Source organism: Paenibacillus antri (assembly GCF_005765165.1).
GTDB classification, from domain to species: domain Bacteria; phylum Bacillota; class Bacilli; order Paenibacillales; family YIM-B00363; genus Paenibacillus_AE; species Paenibacillus_AE antri.
Genome location: NZ_VCIW01000033.1, coordinates 38,315 through 53,808, shown reverse-complemented (window position 1 = coordinate 53,808; position 15,494 = coordinate 38,315). Strand labels below are relative to the sequence as shown.

Below are 15,494 nucleotides of genomic sequence, written 5' to 3'. Positions count from 1 at the left end.
CACCGGCACTACCGGTGCGAACGCGTCGTGTCCGTCTCGGCTTCCGTCGGGAGAGACGGCAAGCCGACCGCGTTGAAGCTCGGGTTCGTGCCTCGCGACCGTCTCGTCCGCGGATATAAGGAACCAACCGCGCACGGGAAGGCGCGCATTCTGGAGGAACACGTCGATCCGAACGCGAACGCGTTATGGCTGAGCGACAACCAGATGCACCTTAGCCCGCTGCGGGATTGCCTGCTAGAGGCCCGCGGTTGGATGAACCGGCTGTTCAACGGCGTCGGCACGAAGTACCTTCAGAGCTATCTCGACGAGTTCTGTTTCCGTTGGAACGCCGCCGCCCAAGGAACCTCCTTACGCGAGGCGTGGGGCAAGCTTTGCTTCCGAACGGCTTAAGACGTTGCGTAAGGTGTGCATGAACTGAGTTAGTACTTCGCGCTACGCACTACGCAATTCGCACTCCGTGCTTAGCGTTGTCGTCAGTCGCTATCCAGCCCTACTCCATGTTGCGACAAAACACTCCACAACGAAGTAAAGTGATGCCCCTACTCTTCTACCTGAGCAGACGACATCACCTTAGAAAGGTGCGCAAACAATACAACCTGCCCCCTCGCAGCCTGAGCAGACGACATCACCTTAGAAAGGAGCGCGCCCCCGACTCACCCGGCCCACGCGTTGGTCCAGACGACGGCCGCCATAGCTCCCGCGAACCCTAACAAAAACCAAGTATCGGCCCGCCCCCACGCAAGCACCTCGTACCGCGTACGTTCCATGCCCGGGCGATACCCCCGCGAGGCATAAGCGTCGATCAGCTCCGACGCCCGCCGGAACGCGCCGGAGGCGATCGGAATGAGCAAGGTCACGAGCGCCTTCGCCTTAGACTTCCACGGCAGTTCGCGGAAGTCCACCCCACGCGACGCCTGGGCCTTCAGGACGATGTCCGCTTCTTCCATGATAGAAGGGATGAAGCGCAGCGCCACCGCGAGCATGAACGTCCACCGGTCCGGGTTCCATCCGAGGCGCCGCATCGGGCGAAGCATCGATTCCATGCCTAACACGAGACGCGGCGTCTCCGTCGTGAACGTGAGCGTGGCCGTGAACGACACGAACCAAATCATGCGTCCGGCCGCGACCGAGCCGTGCAGGAAGCCGTCTTGTTCGAACAGCAGCGGCACGGCGAAGACGAACGCGATCAAGAACCGGAGCGGCTTCAATGTCTTTAGGTATTTGGAGAGAGGGATTCGCGTCGACAGCAGTCCGGCGAACGAGACGACGCTTAACGCCGCGAGTCCGTACCAGCTGTCGATGAACAGCACCGCGGCCAAGTACAGGAACATCGCCGTCAGCTTCGAGCGGGGATCAAGTCGATGAGCCCAAGATCCGGCTTCGACAAACCTGCCGATTCGTAACGTGTCACGCATGCGCACCGACTCCTTCCTTAGAGCGGAAGCCGCGAGCCTCTAACGTTCGCCGGACGAACTCGGCGGCTTCTTCGGCGGACGGCGCGCCGGCCGGCGGCTCGACGTCGAACGCGGCGGCGAAGCGGCGCATGAGCCGCACGGCGGCCGGGAGCGACGCGCCCGCGCGTTCGATGAGCTCTTCCCGCTCCAGCAGCTCGGCGGCCCCGCCGTGGAAGACGATCGCCCCGCCTTCCATCACGACGAAATCGTCCGCGACGCGGATGACCTCCTCGAGTCTGTGGGAGACGACGACGATAGTCTTGCCGCGCTCGTCCACGAGGGAACGGAGCCGTCGGAGCAGCTCTTCCCGGCTCGCGGGATCGAGCGACGCGGTGGGCTCGTCGAGCGCGACGATGTCGGGGTCGACCGCGAGCACGGCGGCGACCGCCGCCAGACGCTGCTCTCCCCCGCTGAGTGCGAACGGACTGAACGGAAGCAGCGCCGGATCGAGTCCGATCCATTCGCATACCGCCCGAGCCGCCGCTTTCGCCTCGCCCTGGGACATGCCGAAGTTGCGGGGACCGAAGCAGATGTCCTCTTCGACGGTCGATTCGAACAGCTGCCGTTCCGGATATTGAAAGACGAGCCCGACCCGGCGGCGGAGCTCGTTCGCGGACTTCAGCTTTTCGCCGTGCGCAATCGAATAGTCGAGCACGCGAACGACGCCTTCGGTCGGGCGTTCGATCCCGTTGAAGTGCTGAAGCAGCGTCGACTTGCCCGACCCCGGGGAGCCGAGAACGGCGACGAAGCGAGGACCGTCGATCGAGAGCGCGACGTCTCGCAAGGCCGGCGCTGCGTTCCGAGGAGCGCCAGCGTATCGATACGTTACGCGTTCGAAGCGAATGACCATAACGCGTTCACCATCCCTTCGTCGTCCCACACGTCGCCGACGTCGATGCCCCGCTCGCCGAGCGCGGCGGCGAGCTCCCGAACGAACGGCGCGCGCTGACGGCAACCGTCCAACACGTCCGCTCTGGCGAGCACGTCTCTAGGCGAGCCGTCCGCCGCGATCCGGCCCGCGTTCAGGGCGACGACCCGATCGGAGGCAAGCAACTCTTCGGTATCGTGCGTGACGGATACGATCGTATACTGTCCGCTGTCCCTCAGCTCTCGGAGCAGCGAAAGCAGATCGCGCTTCCCCGCATCGTCGATCATCGAGGTCGCCTCGTCGAGCAGCACGATCTTCGGCTCTGTCGCGAGCGCCGCCGCCAACGCGGCTCGCTGCTTCTGCCCGCCCGACAGCCGGCTCGGGTGTCGGTCCAGCAACGCGGATACGCCGAGACGTTCGGCATGCGCGTACAGGCGATGCCGCATCGTCTCTCGGTCGAGGCCGGCGTTTTCCAACCCGAACACGATGTCTTCGGCGACCGTCTGTCCGATGCTCTGACTGTCGGGGTTTTGAAAGACGAAGCCGATCTTCGATCGAACGGTCCAGACCGTTTCCTGCGTCAGCTCGACGCCGTCCACGACGATCGAGCCTTCTTGCGCCGCCGCCAATCCGTTCATCAGCCGCAGCAGCGTCGACTTGCCGCTGCCGTTCGGCCCGACGACGCTGACCCATTGTCCCTCGGGAATGCGGAGGGTGACGCCGTCGAGGACGGGACGCGCTCCCGCGGCGCGCGGCGCGGCCGTTACGTTGTCGTATGCGATCATAGCGTCGATCCTCCTCCCTCCCGCGTTCACCGCGGGTTCTCCAACGACTCGAATAAGGGCAAGCGGCCCAAGGCGCGAATTAACGTCTTCGCGGCGAACCCGACGAAGATGCCCGTCGCGATGCCCGCTACCATCAAGAAAGGCAAATAGTAGAAAATCTTAGACGTGCCGAGTACGAACGTCGCGGCGGTCAACTGCCCGATGTTATGGGCGATGCCGCCGGCGACGCTCACCCCGATAAGGCTGAAGCGGTCGCGGCCGAGACGGAGCAGGGCGTACATGACGGCGAAGCTGAGCAGCCCGCCGGCGATGCTAAACAAAAAGCTGGAAAATGTTCCGAGCAATAACGACGTTATTACCGTCTTTAATACGATGAGGGAAATCGCGTCACGCCCTCGCAAGAAGTGCAGGCAGGCAAGCACCATGATATTGCCCAGACCGAGCTTGGCGCCGGGCACGGCGGCTTGGAACGGAATGGCGGCTTCGATCAACCCAAGCACGACGGCCGCCGCTGCGAACATCGCGATGACGACGGAGCGACGCAGCGCCGCATCCGCTTCGTTATGTTGCGACCGCATCCGTCTCTCCCCCTTCCTCGGCGTCTCCGACGATCTCGACCATGACCCGGTTAGGCAAGCAGACGATCGTCTCGCCGAGCTTGCGAACTTCCCCGATCTCGATACAAATGTCATCGGGGCAATCCGCTTCCAGCATGCGGATGCCCCCATCCTTCACTTCTAGTAAGTTGTACCCGAATTCGGTCTGAATTTCGTATCGCTCGGCCGACTCGGTCAGCTCGATCGTTCGGAACGGCTTCCCGTCGACCGTCACGACCGCGTAGGCTTTCCCGTCGTAACGATCGGCGGCATGGTCTTGCCGAATGTAAGCGACCATGAAGTACGCGGCCGCGAGCACGATGATCCCGATCAGCCAAAAGTCGCCTCGTTTCATAGTGTCCCCACGCCTCTCCGATTTTTGTACTTATTATAAAATCTCCCCAAGGCCGCTCCTATGACCGATGTCACAGGAACGCCCCTTCGAATCTGATATGCTCTGCGAAAGAGCGAGAAAGAAGGTGGGTTTATGAAAGGGAACCTCTTACGAAACCTCGCATTGGCTTCCGCGCTGTTCGCGTCCGCCGCGCTCGCCGGCTGTTCGGGCGAAGCGGCGGCGGGCGGCGGCTCGGAGGCGAGGGCGGAGACGTATTTCATTTTCGATACGGTCGTTACCGTGAAGGTGTTCGACGAGCGGGCGGACGACGCCACGTTCGAGCACATTCGGGAGCTGCTGGAGCGCATCGACGCGACGATGAGCCGACAGGTAGAGACGAGCGAGATTTCGGGCGTGAACCGGATGGCGGGCGTCGAGCCCGTTCGCGTCTCGGAGGAGACGTTCCGGCTCGTCGAGAAAGGGATCCGATATTGGAAAGACTCCGGCGGCAAATTCGACCCGGCGATCGGGCCGTTGGTCGATGTGTGGGACATCGGATCGGATGCGCCCCGGAAGCCGTCCGTGGAGGAAATCCAGTCCGCCTCGGCGCTCGTCGACGCCGACAACGTCGTTCTGGACGACACGGCGACCTCGATCTACTTGACCGAGCCGGGCATGTCGCTCGACCTCGGCGCCATCGCCAAAGGGTACGCCGGCGACGTGGTCGCCGACTACCTGCGGGCGGAAGGCTTGAACAGCGCCATCGTGGACCTCGGCGGCAACATCGTGGCGGTCGGCGAGAAGGCCGCCGGCAAGCCGTGGACGATCGGCGTTCAAGACCCGGAGGACGCGCGCGGCGCTTCGATCGGCTCGCTGAAAGCCGTCGATCAGACGATCGTCAGCTCCGGCGTGTACGAGCGGTTCTTTATCGAGGACGGCGTTCGCTACCATCACATCCTCGATCCGGCGACCGGGTACCCGGTCGATAACGAGTTATTGAGCGTTACGATTTTGACGGAACGGTCGGCGGACGCGGACGCGCTGTCGACGGCGGCGTTCGCGCTCGGCCTTGCGGACGGCATGGCGTTCGTAGAGTCGACGGAGAAGACGGAAGCGGTGTTTATCACCGCATCGCGCGAGGTGTACTTGTCCAGCGGACTTCGCGATTCGTTCCGGCTGACGTCCGACAAATACGCGCTGAAGTAACCCGGCGCACGAACAGAACGAAGGGACGTTCTCCCGATCGGGAGCGCCCCTTCGTCGTTGTTACGCATGAATCGCCGTCTCGCGTTCGGCCGTCACGTAAGCGGCGTATTCTGCCGCCCGCCGCGACAGCGTCTCGTCGTCGCACAGCATCGAGCCGTGCACCGAGAAGATCGGCCGGAACGTCATGCCGACGAGCGACGCCGTCGCTTGGAACGGTCTCGTCAACTCGCTCATCGTGTACTGGTTGTACCCGCCGGCCTGGAAGGCGCTCTCGGCGCCGCCGGTCGAGACGGCGAGCCCGAGCGACTTCCCGCGCAGCTTGTCGCCGCCGGGGCCGTACGCCCAGCCGTAAGTAAGCACTTCGTCCGTCCACTTCTTCAAGAGATGGGGCGAGCTGTACCACCAGAACGGGAACTGCAGCACGATGCGCTCATGCGCCTCTAACAGCCGTTGCTCCGCCTCGGGGTCGATCCGCTCGTCCGGATACGTCCGGTATAAATCGCGTACGGTTACGCCCTCGATCGACGCGACCGCTTCGACCAGCTTCTTATTGATGCGGGAGCCTTCCGCCAAGCGGGGATGCGCTACGATAACCAGCGTGTTCGTCATACGTATACCACTCCTCCGTTTCCAATGTGGATTCGAATTTATGGTAACGCAACGGAATTTGAAAACATGTGATAATCCGCACATCGATGCGGCCCCTCCGGAGGTAAGATGAAGTCAAGAGGAAGACGACATCGACGACGATTCGCTCCTCGCACAGTAACAAATTGGAGGGATTCCACATGTTCAACACGTTCCTTAGAACAAACCGCTACGCAGCCGCAGCGCTCTTCTTCCTTAGATTCTACCTCGGCTATCAATGGTTCACGCACGGTCTCGAGAAGCTGAACGCGCCCGAGCCGTTCAACGCGGCGGGCTTCCTCGCCGGCGCCGTCGGAAAAGCGACCGGCGATCATCCGGCCGTCCAAGGCTGGTGGGCGGACTTCTTGACCGCCTTCGCCATTCCGAACGCCGACGTCTTCTCGTTCCTCGTCCTCTGGGGCGAAATTCTCGCCGGTCTCGGTCTCATGCTCGGCTGCTTCACTACCGTCGCCGCTCTCGGCGCCCTGGCCATGAACTTCGCGTTCCTGCTCTCGGGCACGACGTCGACGAACCCGCAAATGGCGATCATGGGCCTCTTCGTCCTCGTCGCCGGCGCCAACGCAGGCCGCTACGGCGCGGACCGTTGGGTGCTCCCGTACTTCAAGGCCGCCGTCGGCAACCTGTTCGGCCGCAAGCCGAAGAACGACGGCCGCGGCAAGACGCCTACCCGCGGCGCCTTCGTCGGCTAACCCCAATCGCATTCGCAATCCCTCGGACGAAACGTCCGAGGGATTTCTTTTTCGGAGTTATTCCGTTATCGTTCGTCCTTGGACCCCGACCGACCGCAGGTCGCCGGAGCCGTCGTCGGTTACGATCAGATCGCCGCCCACGCCGTCGACGTCGATGTCGCCGCTGCCGTCCGTGATCGTAAGCGAACCGGTCACGTCCTTGACCGTCGCGTCGCCCGAGCCGTCCGTGACGACGAGATTTCCGTCGACGCGCTCGATGCGCAGCGAGCCGGAACCGTCCGTGACGGTCGTCGCGCCGCCGATCTCCGCGATGTCGGCGTCTCCCGAGCCGTCCAGCACGACGAGCGTCCCTCCGACGTTGCGAACGACCAGATCGCCGGAGCCGTCTTCGATCGTAACCGCCATCGCCCGCGGAATGCGCACCGTCACATCCATCGACCGCGGCGCGAGCAAGGACGGAATCCAGCCGTTCGTCTCGAAGCCGGTCGTCAGCGTCGCGCCGTCGCCGTCTCGCGTTAGCGTAAACTCGACGTCCTCGTCGAAGGAACCGGTCGACCCGAGTCGGACGGTCGCCGTCGCTTCGATCGCCTCGAGCCCGTCCGCGCCTTCCAGCGTAACGTCTCCGCTCCCTGTCCGCACCGCGAACTTCGTAACCCCGTCGGCCGGAAGCGACAGCTCTCTCGTCTCTTCCTTCGCGCCCCCGAAGCCGCAGCCGGTCGTCGTCGCCAGCATCGCGGCCGCCGCGATGATCGTCCATCTTTTCATCTGCTATAACTCCCTTATGTACGTGCTAAAATTTGCTAAATAACAATACAATAATTCTGAGCTGCGATACAATCATTATTTTTTCTGACAAGATGCTTTGTCCCTATGACTTACGCATTAGTTTATGTCGACAATAAGCCGAAAGTGCTATATCATAGATGGGCAACTTACAATCAGAGGTGCTTCCTATGCGGCTGCACGTAACGAAACTCCATGCGGGCGACATGCTCCGGCAGCATGTCTTCGCGCCGACCGGACTCCATATTATGGCGCCGGGCACGGTTATCACGGACGTTCATATCGCCCTGCTGCTGAGACATCAAATCGAATACGTCGAAATTATGGACGCTCGGGCGAACGACGCGTCGTCGGGGCACGTTCCCGAGCCGCCGTTCCAGGCGCAATACGATAAGGCGGTCGGCCAGATGAAGACGATGTTCGATCAAGCGTACCATGTCGGCTTCGTAACGCCCGAGGAAATCGATAAGTCGTATGACCCGTTGATCGAATCGATGCAGCAGGAAACCGATATCGTCGGCCTTCTCTTAACCCTCAATTCCAAGGACGACTATACATACGAGCATTGCATTCAAGTCGGCATGCTCTCCTACTTTATCGCCAAGTGGCTCGGCCACGCGGAGGAAGAAGCTTACGACATCGGCAAGGCCGGCTTCCTGCACGACATCGGGAAGAGCAAGATTCACCGGACGATTCTGCTCAAGCCCTCGCGCCTGACCGACGAGGAATACGAGCAAATCAAGAAGCACACCGAATACGGCTATGAAATCATTATGAAAAGCTTGAACGACCGCATGGCCGCCTACGCGGCGCTGCAGCACCACGAGCGCGCCAACGGCAAGGGTTATCCGTTCGGCATCACGTACGATTGGGTGCAGCCGGCGTCGAAGATCGTCGCGGTCGCGGACATCTACAGCGCGATGATTTCGTCGCGGGTGTATCAACAAAAGCAGGACCTGTTCGTCGTGTTGAAAGAGTTGTACGCTTTAAGCTTCAGCGAGCTCGACCCGAAGATCGCGCAGACGTTCATCCGGCGCATGATTCCGAACTTCATCGGCAAGGAAGCGATGCTGTCGAACGGCCAGGTCGGGGAAATCGTCATGAACCACACGACGGAGCTGTTTCAGCCGCTCGTCCGCATCGGATCCGAGTTTCTCGATCTGTCGCGCGTCGACGTGGAAATCGAAAAGATCGTCAACTGACGGCCGCGCGGTAGCCTCCCGCGTTTTGGTTATACTAACCGAAACGAGAAACGGGAGGCTTCTTTGCATGCATACGATTTGGAAAGGCGCGATCAGCTTCGGCCTCGTCAACATTCCGGTGAAGATGTACGCGGCGACGGAGGACAAAGACATCTCCATGCGCATGCTGCACCGGGTGTGCGGCACGCCGATTTCGTACAGCCGCCGATGCCCGCACTGCGAGGTGGCGGTCGAGAACGAAGCGATCATGAAGGGCTATGAGTACGAAAAGGGGCGTTTCGTCCGCTTCGACAAAGACGAGCTCGACGCTCTCGCCGCCGACGCGAGCCGGGAAATCAAAATCGTCGACTTCGTGAATTTACACGAAATCGACCCGATCTATTTTCAGAAAACGTATTATCTCGGTCCCGGCGACACCGGGGCGAACGCCTACGGCCTGCTGCTCGCGGCGCTCGCGGACACCGGCAAGATCGGCATCGCCAAGGTGACGATCCGCAATAAGTCGTCGCTGGCGGCGATCCGCATCGTGGACGGGTGCATCAGCATGGAGACGATCTTTTACCCGGACGAGGTCCGTTCGGCGCAAAACGTTCCGAACGTGCATCTGACCCGGGGCGTCGTAAGCGAACGCGAGCTGACGATGGCCAAGATGCTGATCGATCAGCTGTCCGTTCCGTTCGATCCGACGAAGTATCGCGACGATTACCGCGAGCAGGTGATGGGGCTCATCCAAGCGAAGATCGCGGGGCAAGACGTCGAGGTGGCGCCGGAGCCGCGCCGGACGAACGTGGTCGACCTCATGTCCGCGCTGCAGGCGTCGCTGCAAGCCGTGCAGGGCGGACCGCCGCCCGCGGCCGCGGATCGGGGCGCGCCGCCGATCCCGGTGACGGAGGAGGGCGCCGTCATCCCGCCCGGCGCCCCGCCGAAGCGGAAGCGCCGGGCCGCCGGAGCCGGCGCGGCAGCCGGAGCCGCGGGCGCCGGGCCGCAAGGCGCGCCGGCGCCCGAAGGACCCGCGCCCCGCGGGCGCCCGAAAGCGCCGATCGGCACGCGATAATGGCGAAGAGGCTGTCCCCGTCCGATTCGGACCGGGGACAGCCTCTTGTTTTGCCGCGTTTCGGCGCAGCCGCATGTAGTTCCGCAGGCTTCATGCTATAATACTGACACGCCCTTAAAAATCGTTCGCGATCCGCGAACTTTATCTTATTATCAATTCGGGAGCGAGCGAATTATATGACCTTATTCGGCGTTCGGCTGAGAGAACTAAGAAAGAAGAACGGGTTGTCGATGGCGGAATTCGGCCGGCGCATCGGCGTCGCGAAGAGCACGGTCGCCGGTTACGAAGGGGGCGAACGGGAGCCGTCCCTCGACACCGTGGCCGCGATCGCGCGATTGTACGACGTAACCTCGGACTATTTGCTCGGACTGACCGACCGGCCGCATGCGCTTGGCGTCGAACCGGTGCCGTCGACCGCCGCCTGGAAAGTGACGGACGGGATGACGGCGTTGCATTGGAACGGCGAACCTCTAACGGAGGAAGAGTTGGAGTTGGTGCTCGGCCTTCTCAAGAAGGCGCAAGCGGCGAAGCGCGGACGGAACGACGCGGCGTCCGTACCCCAATAGAATGAGGTGACCGCCGATGGACCGCATGATTACGTCCCTGCGAACCTTCAAGCTGACGAAGGACATTCGCCGGGCGCTCGCGACGTTAGACCGGCGGCTCCTGCAGGAGTCCAACGTTTCCAATCATCTCCTGAAGCTGTATCGAGAGGAATGGATCGGGCCGGAGCAATATATTTACATGGAGACGAAGCTCCTTTTGAATCGGTTCTGTCTCGCGACGGAGCGGTTGTTCCCCGAACGGGACGTGACGATGGGCGTCTATTTTTTCGACTCGGCCGAGAAGCGGCTCTGGGTCGGAGCCGATCCGAGCGTGCCGAAGCATTATTCCGAATACGCCAACGGCCTCTCCGTGATCGGCGATATCGTCGACGGAGAAACCCCCGAGTACGTGAAGCGCGTCGTGCCGATTCGCGACGTCGACTCCAGCGAGCACCTCGTCTCGCTGAATCATCGGAACGACTTGCTGAAGGCCGATCTCCGATCGTTCTGTACCGTGCCGCTCTTGCATAACGGTCGCATCATCGGACATGCGAATTTATTTTCGCGGCAGCCGAAAGCCTGGAGTTTAGAGGAGAGTCTGCTCATCCGGCGGCAGGCGACGAGCATCGAGAGCCGATTGCTGGACGCGAGAGATCGGTTCGTCCAAGCCGCCGCCGCGTTTTAGAACATAAGCCACCGCCGATAGGAGGACAACCGCATGTCTTCGCCTCCCGTCCCCTTCGTCCTGCCGGCCGAACCGATGGGTCCGATTTCGCGGGACGACATCCCGGAAGGCCCCGACTGGGGGTATCAGCTGAAATGGGACGGCGTCCGCGCGCTCGCCGTCGTCGACGACGGTCGGGTCGAGCTGTACTCGCGGAAGCTGCTTCGCAAAGAGGATACGTATCCGGAGGTCGTCCGTCGACTTCGACAGGTCGAGGGCTCCTACGTCCTCGACGGCGAGATCGTGTACTTCGACGCGGCGCTCGGCCGTCCCGTCTTCCAGAAGGTGCTGCAGCGCGAGCGCACCCGCGCCGCCGCCGCGCTCGCCCGATCGAGCGCCGAGCAGCCGGTTTCGTACGTGCTGTTCGACCTGCTCGCCGCGAACGGCGAGGACCTGCGAAGCCTGCCGTACGCCGAACGGTACGCCCGCCTGCGCGCGGCGTTCCCGCCGGACGGCGATCCGTCGCTGTTCGTGACGGATCTGTTCGACGACGGCCCCGGGCTGTGGCGCTGGGTCGAGGAACGCGGCTGGGAGGGCATCGTCAGCAAGCGGCTGTCCGCCCCGTACGCGGAGGGCAAGAAGCATCGCGACGCGTATAAGAAGCGCGCGATCCAACGCTACGACGCCCGATGCATCGGCGTCGTGTTCCGCGAGGGCCGCGTGGCGAGCCTCGCGCTCGCGTACGAGGGCGCCTACTTCGGGCGCGCCTCCCTCGGGCTGAACGAGCGAAGCCGTTCCGCCCTGGCCTCGTACGCGGCCGCGCACCGCGCCGCGCAAAGCCCCTTCGCCGGCGGCGCCGCGCCCGCCGACCTGAAGCGGGAGACGGTCGTCTGGCTCGACCGTCCCTTCCTCGTCGCCGTCACCGGCCTCGAGGTGACGGCGGACGGGCTGCTCCGCCATCCGAAGCTGGCGGACCCGCCGGCGCTGGAGCGGTTCCTCGCCGCCCCCACCTGAACGAACAGGCCGAGCTCGACGCGATGGCGTCGGCGCTCGGCCTGGTTCATTTTCCGAAAAATCGAAGCTTTATTCCTTCCCGTGCAGAAACATCGTCGCGTTCATATACCGCCGGGACAGCGCGTGGAAGTACGCCGCCTGCACCGACACGAGCGCGATGATGAGCGCGTTGCGCAGCGACTCCCGCTCCCCGCTCGACAGCGCCGTGTGCTTCTCTACATACTGCGACGTGCGGAGCACGATCATGTTTTCCATGAGCGCGTCCCGATTGCGCAGACTCGTCTCGTGTCCGCTGACGTCGAGCAGCTGATCGTTGTTTTTATCCAGCTCTTCGAACAGCGAGGAATACGTATGAAACAAGTCCGTCGGATGGATGACGTCGTCGGCGTCGTCGTCCGGCTTGCCGAACAGGATATGAAACAAGCTGCGGATCGACTCGAAGTCGAGGCAGGTCTTCAAGTCTTCGATGATGAACAGCAGCGCCGCCTGCTCGAACGAATATTTCTTCCCGCACCGCGGCGAGCCGAGAAACTCCTTGAAGTCCCGCTTCACCCAATTCTGGGCGCCGGTAATCGAAATATTGGTATATTCGATTCGATTGCCGAGGGACACAATATCCGTTAACGACAGTCCGTCCGGCTTCTGCGACTTCAATAGTTTCTCGAACACGGGCGGCAGCGCGGTCGGATGCGTGCGGCGCCAGGCCTCCTGCATCACTGCCAGCGGCGTGCGATCGATGCGTCCTTGCAGCGACAACAGCAGCGAAGCCGCCTCGCGGCGCGTCAGCGTAAAGGATTCCATCCGGTCCCCTCCCCGGCCATTCGATAATTTCAAGTTCACGTGAACCATCATAGAACCGTCGCAATCGGTTGTCAACGTTCGAAATGGCGGGTTCCTTCCGCCTATTCCCCCGAAACGAACCGAAACACGCCAGTACCGCCTTATAAGGACATTGCCTGAAACCCGCTCGAGGTCATAAAATGAGTTCATAAGAACTTATTTATATGGTTCAACGTTTATTGATCTCAGAAAAGAGAGGTACTCATGGCGCTAAATTTGTTTTTGGTAGCTTTGCTTATCGGTTTGACCGCGTTTTTCGTCGCGACGGAATTCGCCATTATCCGGCTCCGGTCGAGCCGGGTCGATCAGTTGGTCCTGGAAGGCCGCAAGAACGCGCTCGCCGTCCGCAAGGTTACAAGCAATCTAGACGCTTATCTTTCGGCATGTCAGTTGGGCATCACGATTACAGCGCTCGGTCTCGGTTGGTTGGGCGAGCCGACGGTCGAGAAGATGCTTCACCCGCTCTTCCATGACTTCGGCGTTCCCGAGAGCGTCTCGACGCCGGTGTCGTTCGTGCTCGCGTTCGTCCTCATTACGTTCCTGCACGTCGTCGTCGGCGAGTTGGCGCCGAAGTCGCTTGCGATACAGAAGGCCGAACAAGTGTCGTTTTGGTTCGCGCTCCCGATCATCTGGTTTCACCGCGTCATGTACCCGTTCATCTGGCTGCTGAACGGCTCCGCGAATCGTCTCATCCGGCTGTTCGGCTTAAAGCCGGCAAGCGAGAACGAAGAAGCTCACTCCGAAGAGGAAATTCGGATCATCCTGAACGACAGCTTCGAGAGCGGGAAAATCAACAATACGGAATACGGGTACGTCAGCCGCATCTTCACTTTCGACGAACTGTCCGCTCGGGAGATCATGGTGCCTCGAACCGACATGGCCTGCTTATATATGGAGAACTCTCTCCAAGAAAACATCGAAATTATTTGGAAAGAACAATATACCCGCTTCCCGGTCGCGCAAGGAAGCAAGGACAACATCGTCGGCTTCATCAATACGAAGAAGCTGTTCATGCAGTACCGGGGCAACCCGGACTTCGATTGGAAGTCCGTCATCCAGCCGGCGCTCACCGTGTCCGACGCGACGCCGGTGAAGTCGCTGCTCAAGACGATGCAAGCGGCGCGCGTGCATATCGCGATTCTCGTCGACGAATACGGCGGGACGTCCGGGCTCATTACGATCGAAGACATTCTTGAGGAGATCGTCGGCGAAATCCGCGACGAATTCGACGCGGACGAACGCAAGGAAATCGAAATGATCGCGGAATCGCAGCATTATATCGTGGACGGTACGGTGCTGCTGTCCGAGGTCAATGCGCTGCTCGGCACCGACCTCGACAGCGAAGACGTCGATACGATCGGGGGTTGGGTGTACAGCGCGTCGCCCGACATCGAGAAAGGCGAAAGCCTCTCGTTCGGCGGCTTGGACATCGTCGTGTTGGAGAAAGAGAAGCACCGCGTACGCAAGGTCGAAATCAAGCTTGCCGCGGAGCGATCCGCCGCCGTCGCCGCGCCTGCGGAATCGTAAGGCAAAGCCTCCTGCCACCGTGCAAGAGGCTTTTTTCTTGCAGGATTGTATACATTGGTATACAATTGTATTAATTAACAAGCGCGAAAGGGTGTCCCCGATCATGGCGGAAACGTTCCGCAAATCCAAGGTGGAACATTATATCTCGCTGCTGACGCTTCGCCGCGATACGTTGAAGCAGCAGCTCGAACGGGCCGAATTCGACGGCCAACGCGAATATTTGCAAGGGCAGCTGTCCGCGATCGACCTGATCGTGAACGAGATCGCCTCGGAATTCGCCCTCGACCTTTCGCATCCGAAATCGAAACCCCATGGAGAGGAGTAATGACTTATGAGCACAGAGGTGAAAGCGGCCGTACAGCCGCAAGCTGCCGCGCAGCATAACAAGCTTTCCAAGGCGAAGGTGCTTCGGAGAGCGTTGTTTCTTACGCTGGGCGCAGCTTTCATGGCCGTCGGCCTCGAAATTTTCCTCGTCCCGAACAACATCATCGACGGAGGCATCGTCGGCATCTCGATCATCGCCTCCCACATATCGCAAATTCCGCTCGGCGTCTTCTTGATGCTGCTCAACCTTCCGTTCTTATTCGTCGGTTACAAACAGATCGGCAAGACGTTCGCCGTCTCCACGCTGTACGCCGTCGCGATTATGTCCATCGGCACCTACTATCTGCACCCGATCCCCCCGATCACGATCGATCCGCTGCTGGCGGCCGTCTTCGGCGGCATTATTCTCGGCATCGGCGTCGGCCTCGTCATCCGCTCGGGCGGCTCGCTCGACGGCACGGAAATCGTCGCCATCTTGTTCAGCAAGAAGACGGCCTTCTCCGTCGGCGAAATCGTCATGTTCCTGAACCTGTTCATCCTCGGCAGCGCCGGCTTCGTCTTCGGCTGGGATCGCGCCATGTACTCGCTGATCGCGTATTTCATCGCCTTCAAGATGATCGACATTACGATCGAGGGCTTCGACGAGTCCCGGGCGGTGTGGATCATCAGCGAAAACCACGATCTGATCGGCAGCTCGATCATGCAGCGCCTCGGCCGCGGCGTCACGTATTTGAACGGCGAAGGCGCGTTCACCGGCGGCGCGAAGAAGGTCATCTTCTGCGTCGTCACCCGTCTGGAGGAAGCGAAGCTGAAGACGATCGTCGACGAGCTCGATCCCGCGGCGTTCCTGGCCGTCGGCAACATCCATGACGTGAAGGGCGGCCGGTTCAAGAAAAAGGACATCCACTAAGGCGAGTGCGCTCGCCTCGATTGGCTCATACTAGGGAAAATCGCCGCGCCA

At 61.3% G+C, this 15,494-nt stretch carries 18 protein-coding genes and 1 pseudogene; 11 read left to right on the top strand and 8 right to left on the bottom strand.

From position 1 onward, the window contains the following. Positions 1 to 390 (top strand): annotated as a pseudogene (locus FE782_RS32685) (hypothetical protein); the annotation flags it as partial. Between the two features lie 263 nt (positions 391 to 653). Here FE782_RS32685 and FE782_RS30150 read toward each other — a convergent pair. The 5 genes from FE782_RS30150 to FE782_RS30130 are packed head-to-tail and all read right to left on the bottom strand — an operon-like array spanning position 654 to position 4,058. Continuing rightward, complete coding sequence (locus FE782_RS30150) at positions 654 to 1,415, bottom strand: energy-coupling factor transporter transmembrane component T family protein (RefSeq protein WP_138198069.1); 762 nt, start codon at positions 1,413 to 1,415, stop codon at positions 654 to 656. Beyond that, positions 1,408 to 2,304: an ATP-binding cassette domain-containing protein gene (locus tag FE782_RS30145; RefSeq protein ID WP_138198068.1), complete on the bottom strand. Its 897-nt coding sequence runs from the start codon at positions 2,302 to 2,304 to the stop codon at positions 1,408 to 1,410. The genes FE782_RS30150 and FE782_RS30145 overlap by 8 nt, the downstream gene beginning before the upstream one ends. Next, a complete protein-coding gene (locus FE782_RS30140; RefSeq protein WP_138198067.1) occupies positions 2,280 to 3,107 on the bottom strand; it encodes an ATP-binding cassette domain-containing protein in 828 nt (275 codons plus the stop codon). The genes FE782_RS30145 and FE782_RS30140 overlap by 25 nt, the downstream gene beginning before the upstream one ends. 26 nt (positions 3,108 to 3,133) lie before the next feature. Further along, positions 3,134 to 3,685 carry a Gx transporter family protein gene (locus FE782_RS30135; RefSeq protein ID WP_138198066.1) on the bottom strand — a complete coding sequence of 184 codons (552 nt, stop codon included), beginning with the start codon at positions 3,683 to 3,685 and terminating at the stop codon, positions 3,134 to 3,136. Continuing rightward, positions 3,669 to 4,058 carry a NusG domain II-containing protein gene (locus FE782_RS30130; protein WP_138198065.1) on the bottom strand — a complete coding sequence of 130 codons (390 nt, stop codon included), beginning with the start codon at positions 4,056 to 4,058 and terminating at the stop codon, positions 3,669 to 3,671. The genes FE782_RS30135 and FE782_RS30130 overlap by 17 nt, the downstream gene beginning before the upstream one ends. A 132-nt stretch (positions 4,059 to 4,190) precedes the next feature. Here FE782_RS30130 and FE782_RS30125 point away from each other — a divergent pair, with 132 nt between their 5' ends. Next, positions 4,191 to 5,243 (top strand): FAD:protein FMN transferase, encoded by a 1,053-nt coding sequence (locus FE782_RS30125; RefSeq protein WP_138198064.1) that lies wholly within the window; start codon positions 4,191 to 4,193, stop codon positions 5,241 to 5,243. A gap of 60 nt (positions 5,244 to 5,303) precedes the next feature. Here the strand turns inward: FE782_RS30125 and FE782_RS30120 are convergent, their stop codons facing one another. Then, the gene (locus FE782_RS30120) at positions 5,304 to 5,852 is read right to left on the bottom strand and encodes an NAD(P)H-dependent oxidoreductase (RefSeq protein WP_138198063.1); all 549 of its coding nucleotides are present in this window, start codon (positions 5,850 to 5,852) and stop codon (positions 5,304 to 5,306) included. Between the two features lie 179 nt (positions 5,853 to 6,031). Here FE782_RS30120 and FE782_RS30115 point away from each other — a divergent pair, with 179 nt between their 5' ends. Beyond that, positions 6,032 to 6,580: a DoxX family protein gene (locus FE782_RS30115; RefSeq protein ID WP_138198062.1), complete on the top strand. Its 549-nt coding sequence runs from the start codon at positions 6,032 to 6,034 to the stop codon at positions 6,578 to 6,580. Positions 6,581 to 6,637: 57 nt separating this feature from the next. On the opposite strand, the gene FE782_RS30110 is transcribed toward FE782_RS30115, so the two are convergent. Then, the gene (locus FE782_RS30110; RefSeq protein ID WP_138198061.1) at positions 6,638 to 7,345 is read right to left on the bottom strand and encodes a DUF4097 family beta strand repeat-containing protein; all 708 of its coding nucleotides are present in this window, start codon (positions 7,343 to 7,345) and stop codon (positions 6,638 to 6,640) included. A 188-nt stretch (positions 7,346 to 7,533) separates the two neighbouring features. Here FE782_RS30110 and FE782_RS30105 point away from each other — a divergent pair, with 188 nt between their 5' ends. The 5 genes from FE782_RS30105 to FE782_RS30085 all read left to right on the top strand — a co-directional run bounded on the left by FE782_RS30105 (position 7,534) and on the right by FE782_RS30085 (position 11,842). Continuing rightward, positions 7,534 to 8,565: an HD-GYP domain-containing protein gene (locus FE782_RS30105; RefSeq protein ID WP_138198060.1), complete on the top strand. Its 1,032-nt coding sequence runs from the start codon at positions 7,534 to 7,536 to the stop codon at positions 8,563 to 8,565. Between the two features lie 67 nt (positions 8,566 to 8,632). Next, entirely contained in the window at positions 8,633 to 9,619 is a 987-nt protein-coding gene (gene ku / locus FE782_RS30100; protein ID WP_138198059.1) for a non-homologous end joining protein Ku, read from the top strand. Positions 9,620 to 9,795: 176 nt separating this feature from the next. Continuing rightward, positions 9,796 to 10,185 carry a helix-turn-helix domain-containing protein gene (locus tag FE782_RS30095; protein ID WP_138198058.1) on the top strand — a complete coding sequence of 130 codons (390 nt, stop codon included), beginning with the start codon at positions 9,796 to 9,798 and terminating at the stop codon, positions 10,183 to 10,185. 16 nt (positions 10,186 to 10,201) lie between these two features. Next, positions 10,202 to 10,849 carry a GAF domain-containing protein gene (locus FE782_RS30090; protein WP_138198057.1) on the top strand — a complete coding sequence of 216 codons (648 nt, stop codon included), beginning with the start codon at positions 10,202 to 10,204 and terminating at the stop codon, positions 10,847 to 10,849. 33 nt (positions 10,850 to 10,882) lie between these two features. Then, positions 10,883 to 11,842 (top strand): ATP-dependent DNA ligase, encoded by a 960-nt coding sequence (locus FE782_RS30085; protein WP_138198056.1) that lies wholly within the window; start codon positions 10,883 to 10,885, stop codon positions 11,840 to 11,842. 69 nt (positions 11,843 to 11,911) lie between these two features. Here FE782_RS30085 and FE782_RS30080 read toward each other — a convergent pair whose 3' ends face one another. Next, positions 11,912 to 12,643, bottom strand: a complete 732-nt coding sequence (locus FE782_RS30080) for a DUF1836 domain-containing protein (protein WP_138198055.1) — start codon at positions 12,641 to 12,643, stop codon at positions 11,912 to 11,914. 243 nt (positions 12,644 to 12,886) lie between these two features. Here FE782_RS30080 and FE782_RS30075 point away from each other — a divergent pair, with 243 nt between their 5' ends. The 3 genes from FE782_RS30075 (at position 12,887) to FE782_RS30065 (ending at position 15,443) form a co-directional block, all read left to right on the top strand. Next, positions 12,887 to 14,209 (top strand): hemolysin family protein, encoded by a 1,323-nt coding sequence (locus FE782_RS30075; protein WP_138198054.1) that lies wholly within the window; start codon positions 12,887 to 12,889, stop codon positions 14,207 to 14,209. A gap of 103 nt (positions 14,210 to 14,312) precedes the next feature. Next, a complete protein-coding gene (locus tag FE782_RS30070) occupies positions 14,313 to 14,534 on the top strand; it encodes a hypothetical protein (protein WP_138198053.1) in 222 nt (73 codons plus the stop codon). A gap of 6 nt (positions 14,535 to 14,540) precedes the next feature. Then, positions 14,541 to 15,443 carry a YitT family protein gene (locus FE782_RS30065; protein ID WP_138198052.1) on the top strand — a complete coding sequence of 301 codons (903 nt, stop codon included), beginning with the start codon at positions 14,541 to 14,543 and terminating at the stop codon, positions 15,441 to 15,443. Positions 15,444 to 15,494 lie beyond the last annotated feature (51 nt).

Excerpts from the sequence above, each read along its gene's own strand:
- FE782_RS30150 (WP_138198069.1), bottom strand. The coding sequence starts at position 1,415 with ATGCGTGACACGTTACGAATCGGCAGGTTTGTCGAAGCCGGATCTTGG.
- FE782_RS30145 (WP_138198068.1), bottom strand. The coding sequence starts at position 2,304 with ATGGTCATTCGCTTCGAACGCGTAACGTATCGATACGCTGGCGCTCCT.
- FE782_RS30140 (WP_138198067.1), bottom strand. The coding sequence starts at position 3,107 with ATGATCGCATACGACAACGTAACGGCCGCGCCGCGCGCCGCGGGAGCG.
- FE782_RS30135 (WP_138198066.1), bottom strand. The coding sequence starts at position 3,685 with ATGCGGTCGCAACATAACGAAGCGGATGCGGCGCTGCGTCGCTCCGTC.
- FE782_RS30130 (WP_138198065.1), bottom strand. The coding sequence starts at position 4,058 with ATGAAACGAGGCGACTTTTGGCTGATCGGGATCATCGTGCTCGCGGCC.
- FE782_RS30125 (WP_138198064.1), top strand. The coding sequence starts at position 4,191 with ATGAAAGGGAACCTCTTACGAAACCTCGCATTGGCTTCCGCGCTGTTC.
- FE782_RS30120 (WP_138198063.1), bottom strand. The coding sequence starts at position 5,852 with ATGACGAACACGCTGGTTATCGTAGCGCATCCCCGCTTGGCGGAAGGC.
- FE782_RS30115 (WP_138198062.1), top strand. The coding sequence starts at position 6,032 with ATGTTCAACACGTTCCTTAGAACAAACCGCTACGCAGCCGCAGCGCTC.
- FE782_RS30110 (WP_138198061.1), bottom strand. The coding sequence starts at position 7,345 with ATGAAAAGATGGACGATCATCGCGGCGGCCGCGATGCTGGCGACGACG.
- FE782_RS30105 (WP_138198060.1), top strand. The coding sequence starts at position 7,534 with ATGCGGCTGCACGTAACGAAACTCCATGCGGGCGACATGCTCCGGCAG.
- ku (WP_138198059.1), top strand. The coding sequence starts at position 8,633 with ATGCATACGATTTGGAAAGGCGCGATCAGCTTCGGCCTCGTCAACATT.
- FE782_RS30095 (WP_138198058.1), top strand. The coding sequence starts at position 9,796 with ATGACCTTATTCGGCGTTCGGCTGAGAGAACTAAGAAAGAAGAACGGG.
- FE782_RS30090 (WP_138198057.1), top strand. The coding sequence starts at position 10,202 with ATGGACCGCATGATTACGTCCCTGCGAACCTTCAAGCTGACGAAGGAC.
- FE782_RS30085 (WP_138198056.1), top strand. The coding sequence starts at position 10,883 with ATGTCTTCGCCTCCCGTCCCCTTCGTCCTGCCGGCCGAACCGATGGGT.
- FE782_RS30080 (WP_138198055.1), bottom strand. The coding sequence starts at position 12,643 with ATGGAATCCTTTACGCTGACGCGCCGCGAGGCGGCTTCGCTGCTGTTG.
- FE782_RS30075 (WP_138198054.1), top strand. The coding sequence starts at position 12,887 with ATGGCGCTAAATTTGTTTTTGGTAGCTTTGCTTATCGGTTTGACCGCG.
- FE782_RS30070 (WP_138198053.1), top strand. The coding sequence starts at position 14,313 with ATGGCGGAAACGTTCCGCAAATCCAAGGTGGAACATTATATCTCGCTG.
- FE782_RS30065 (WP_138198052.1), top strand. The coding sequence starts at position 14,541 with ATGAGCACAGAGGTGAAAGCGGCCGTACAGCCGCAAGCTGCCGCGCAG.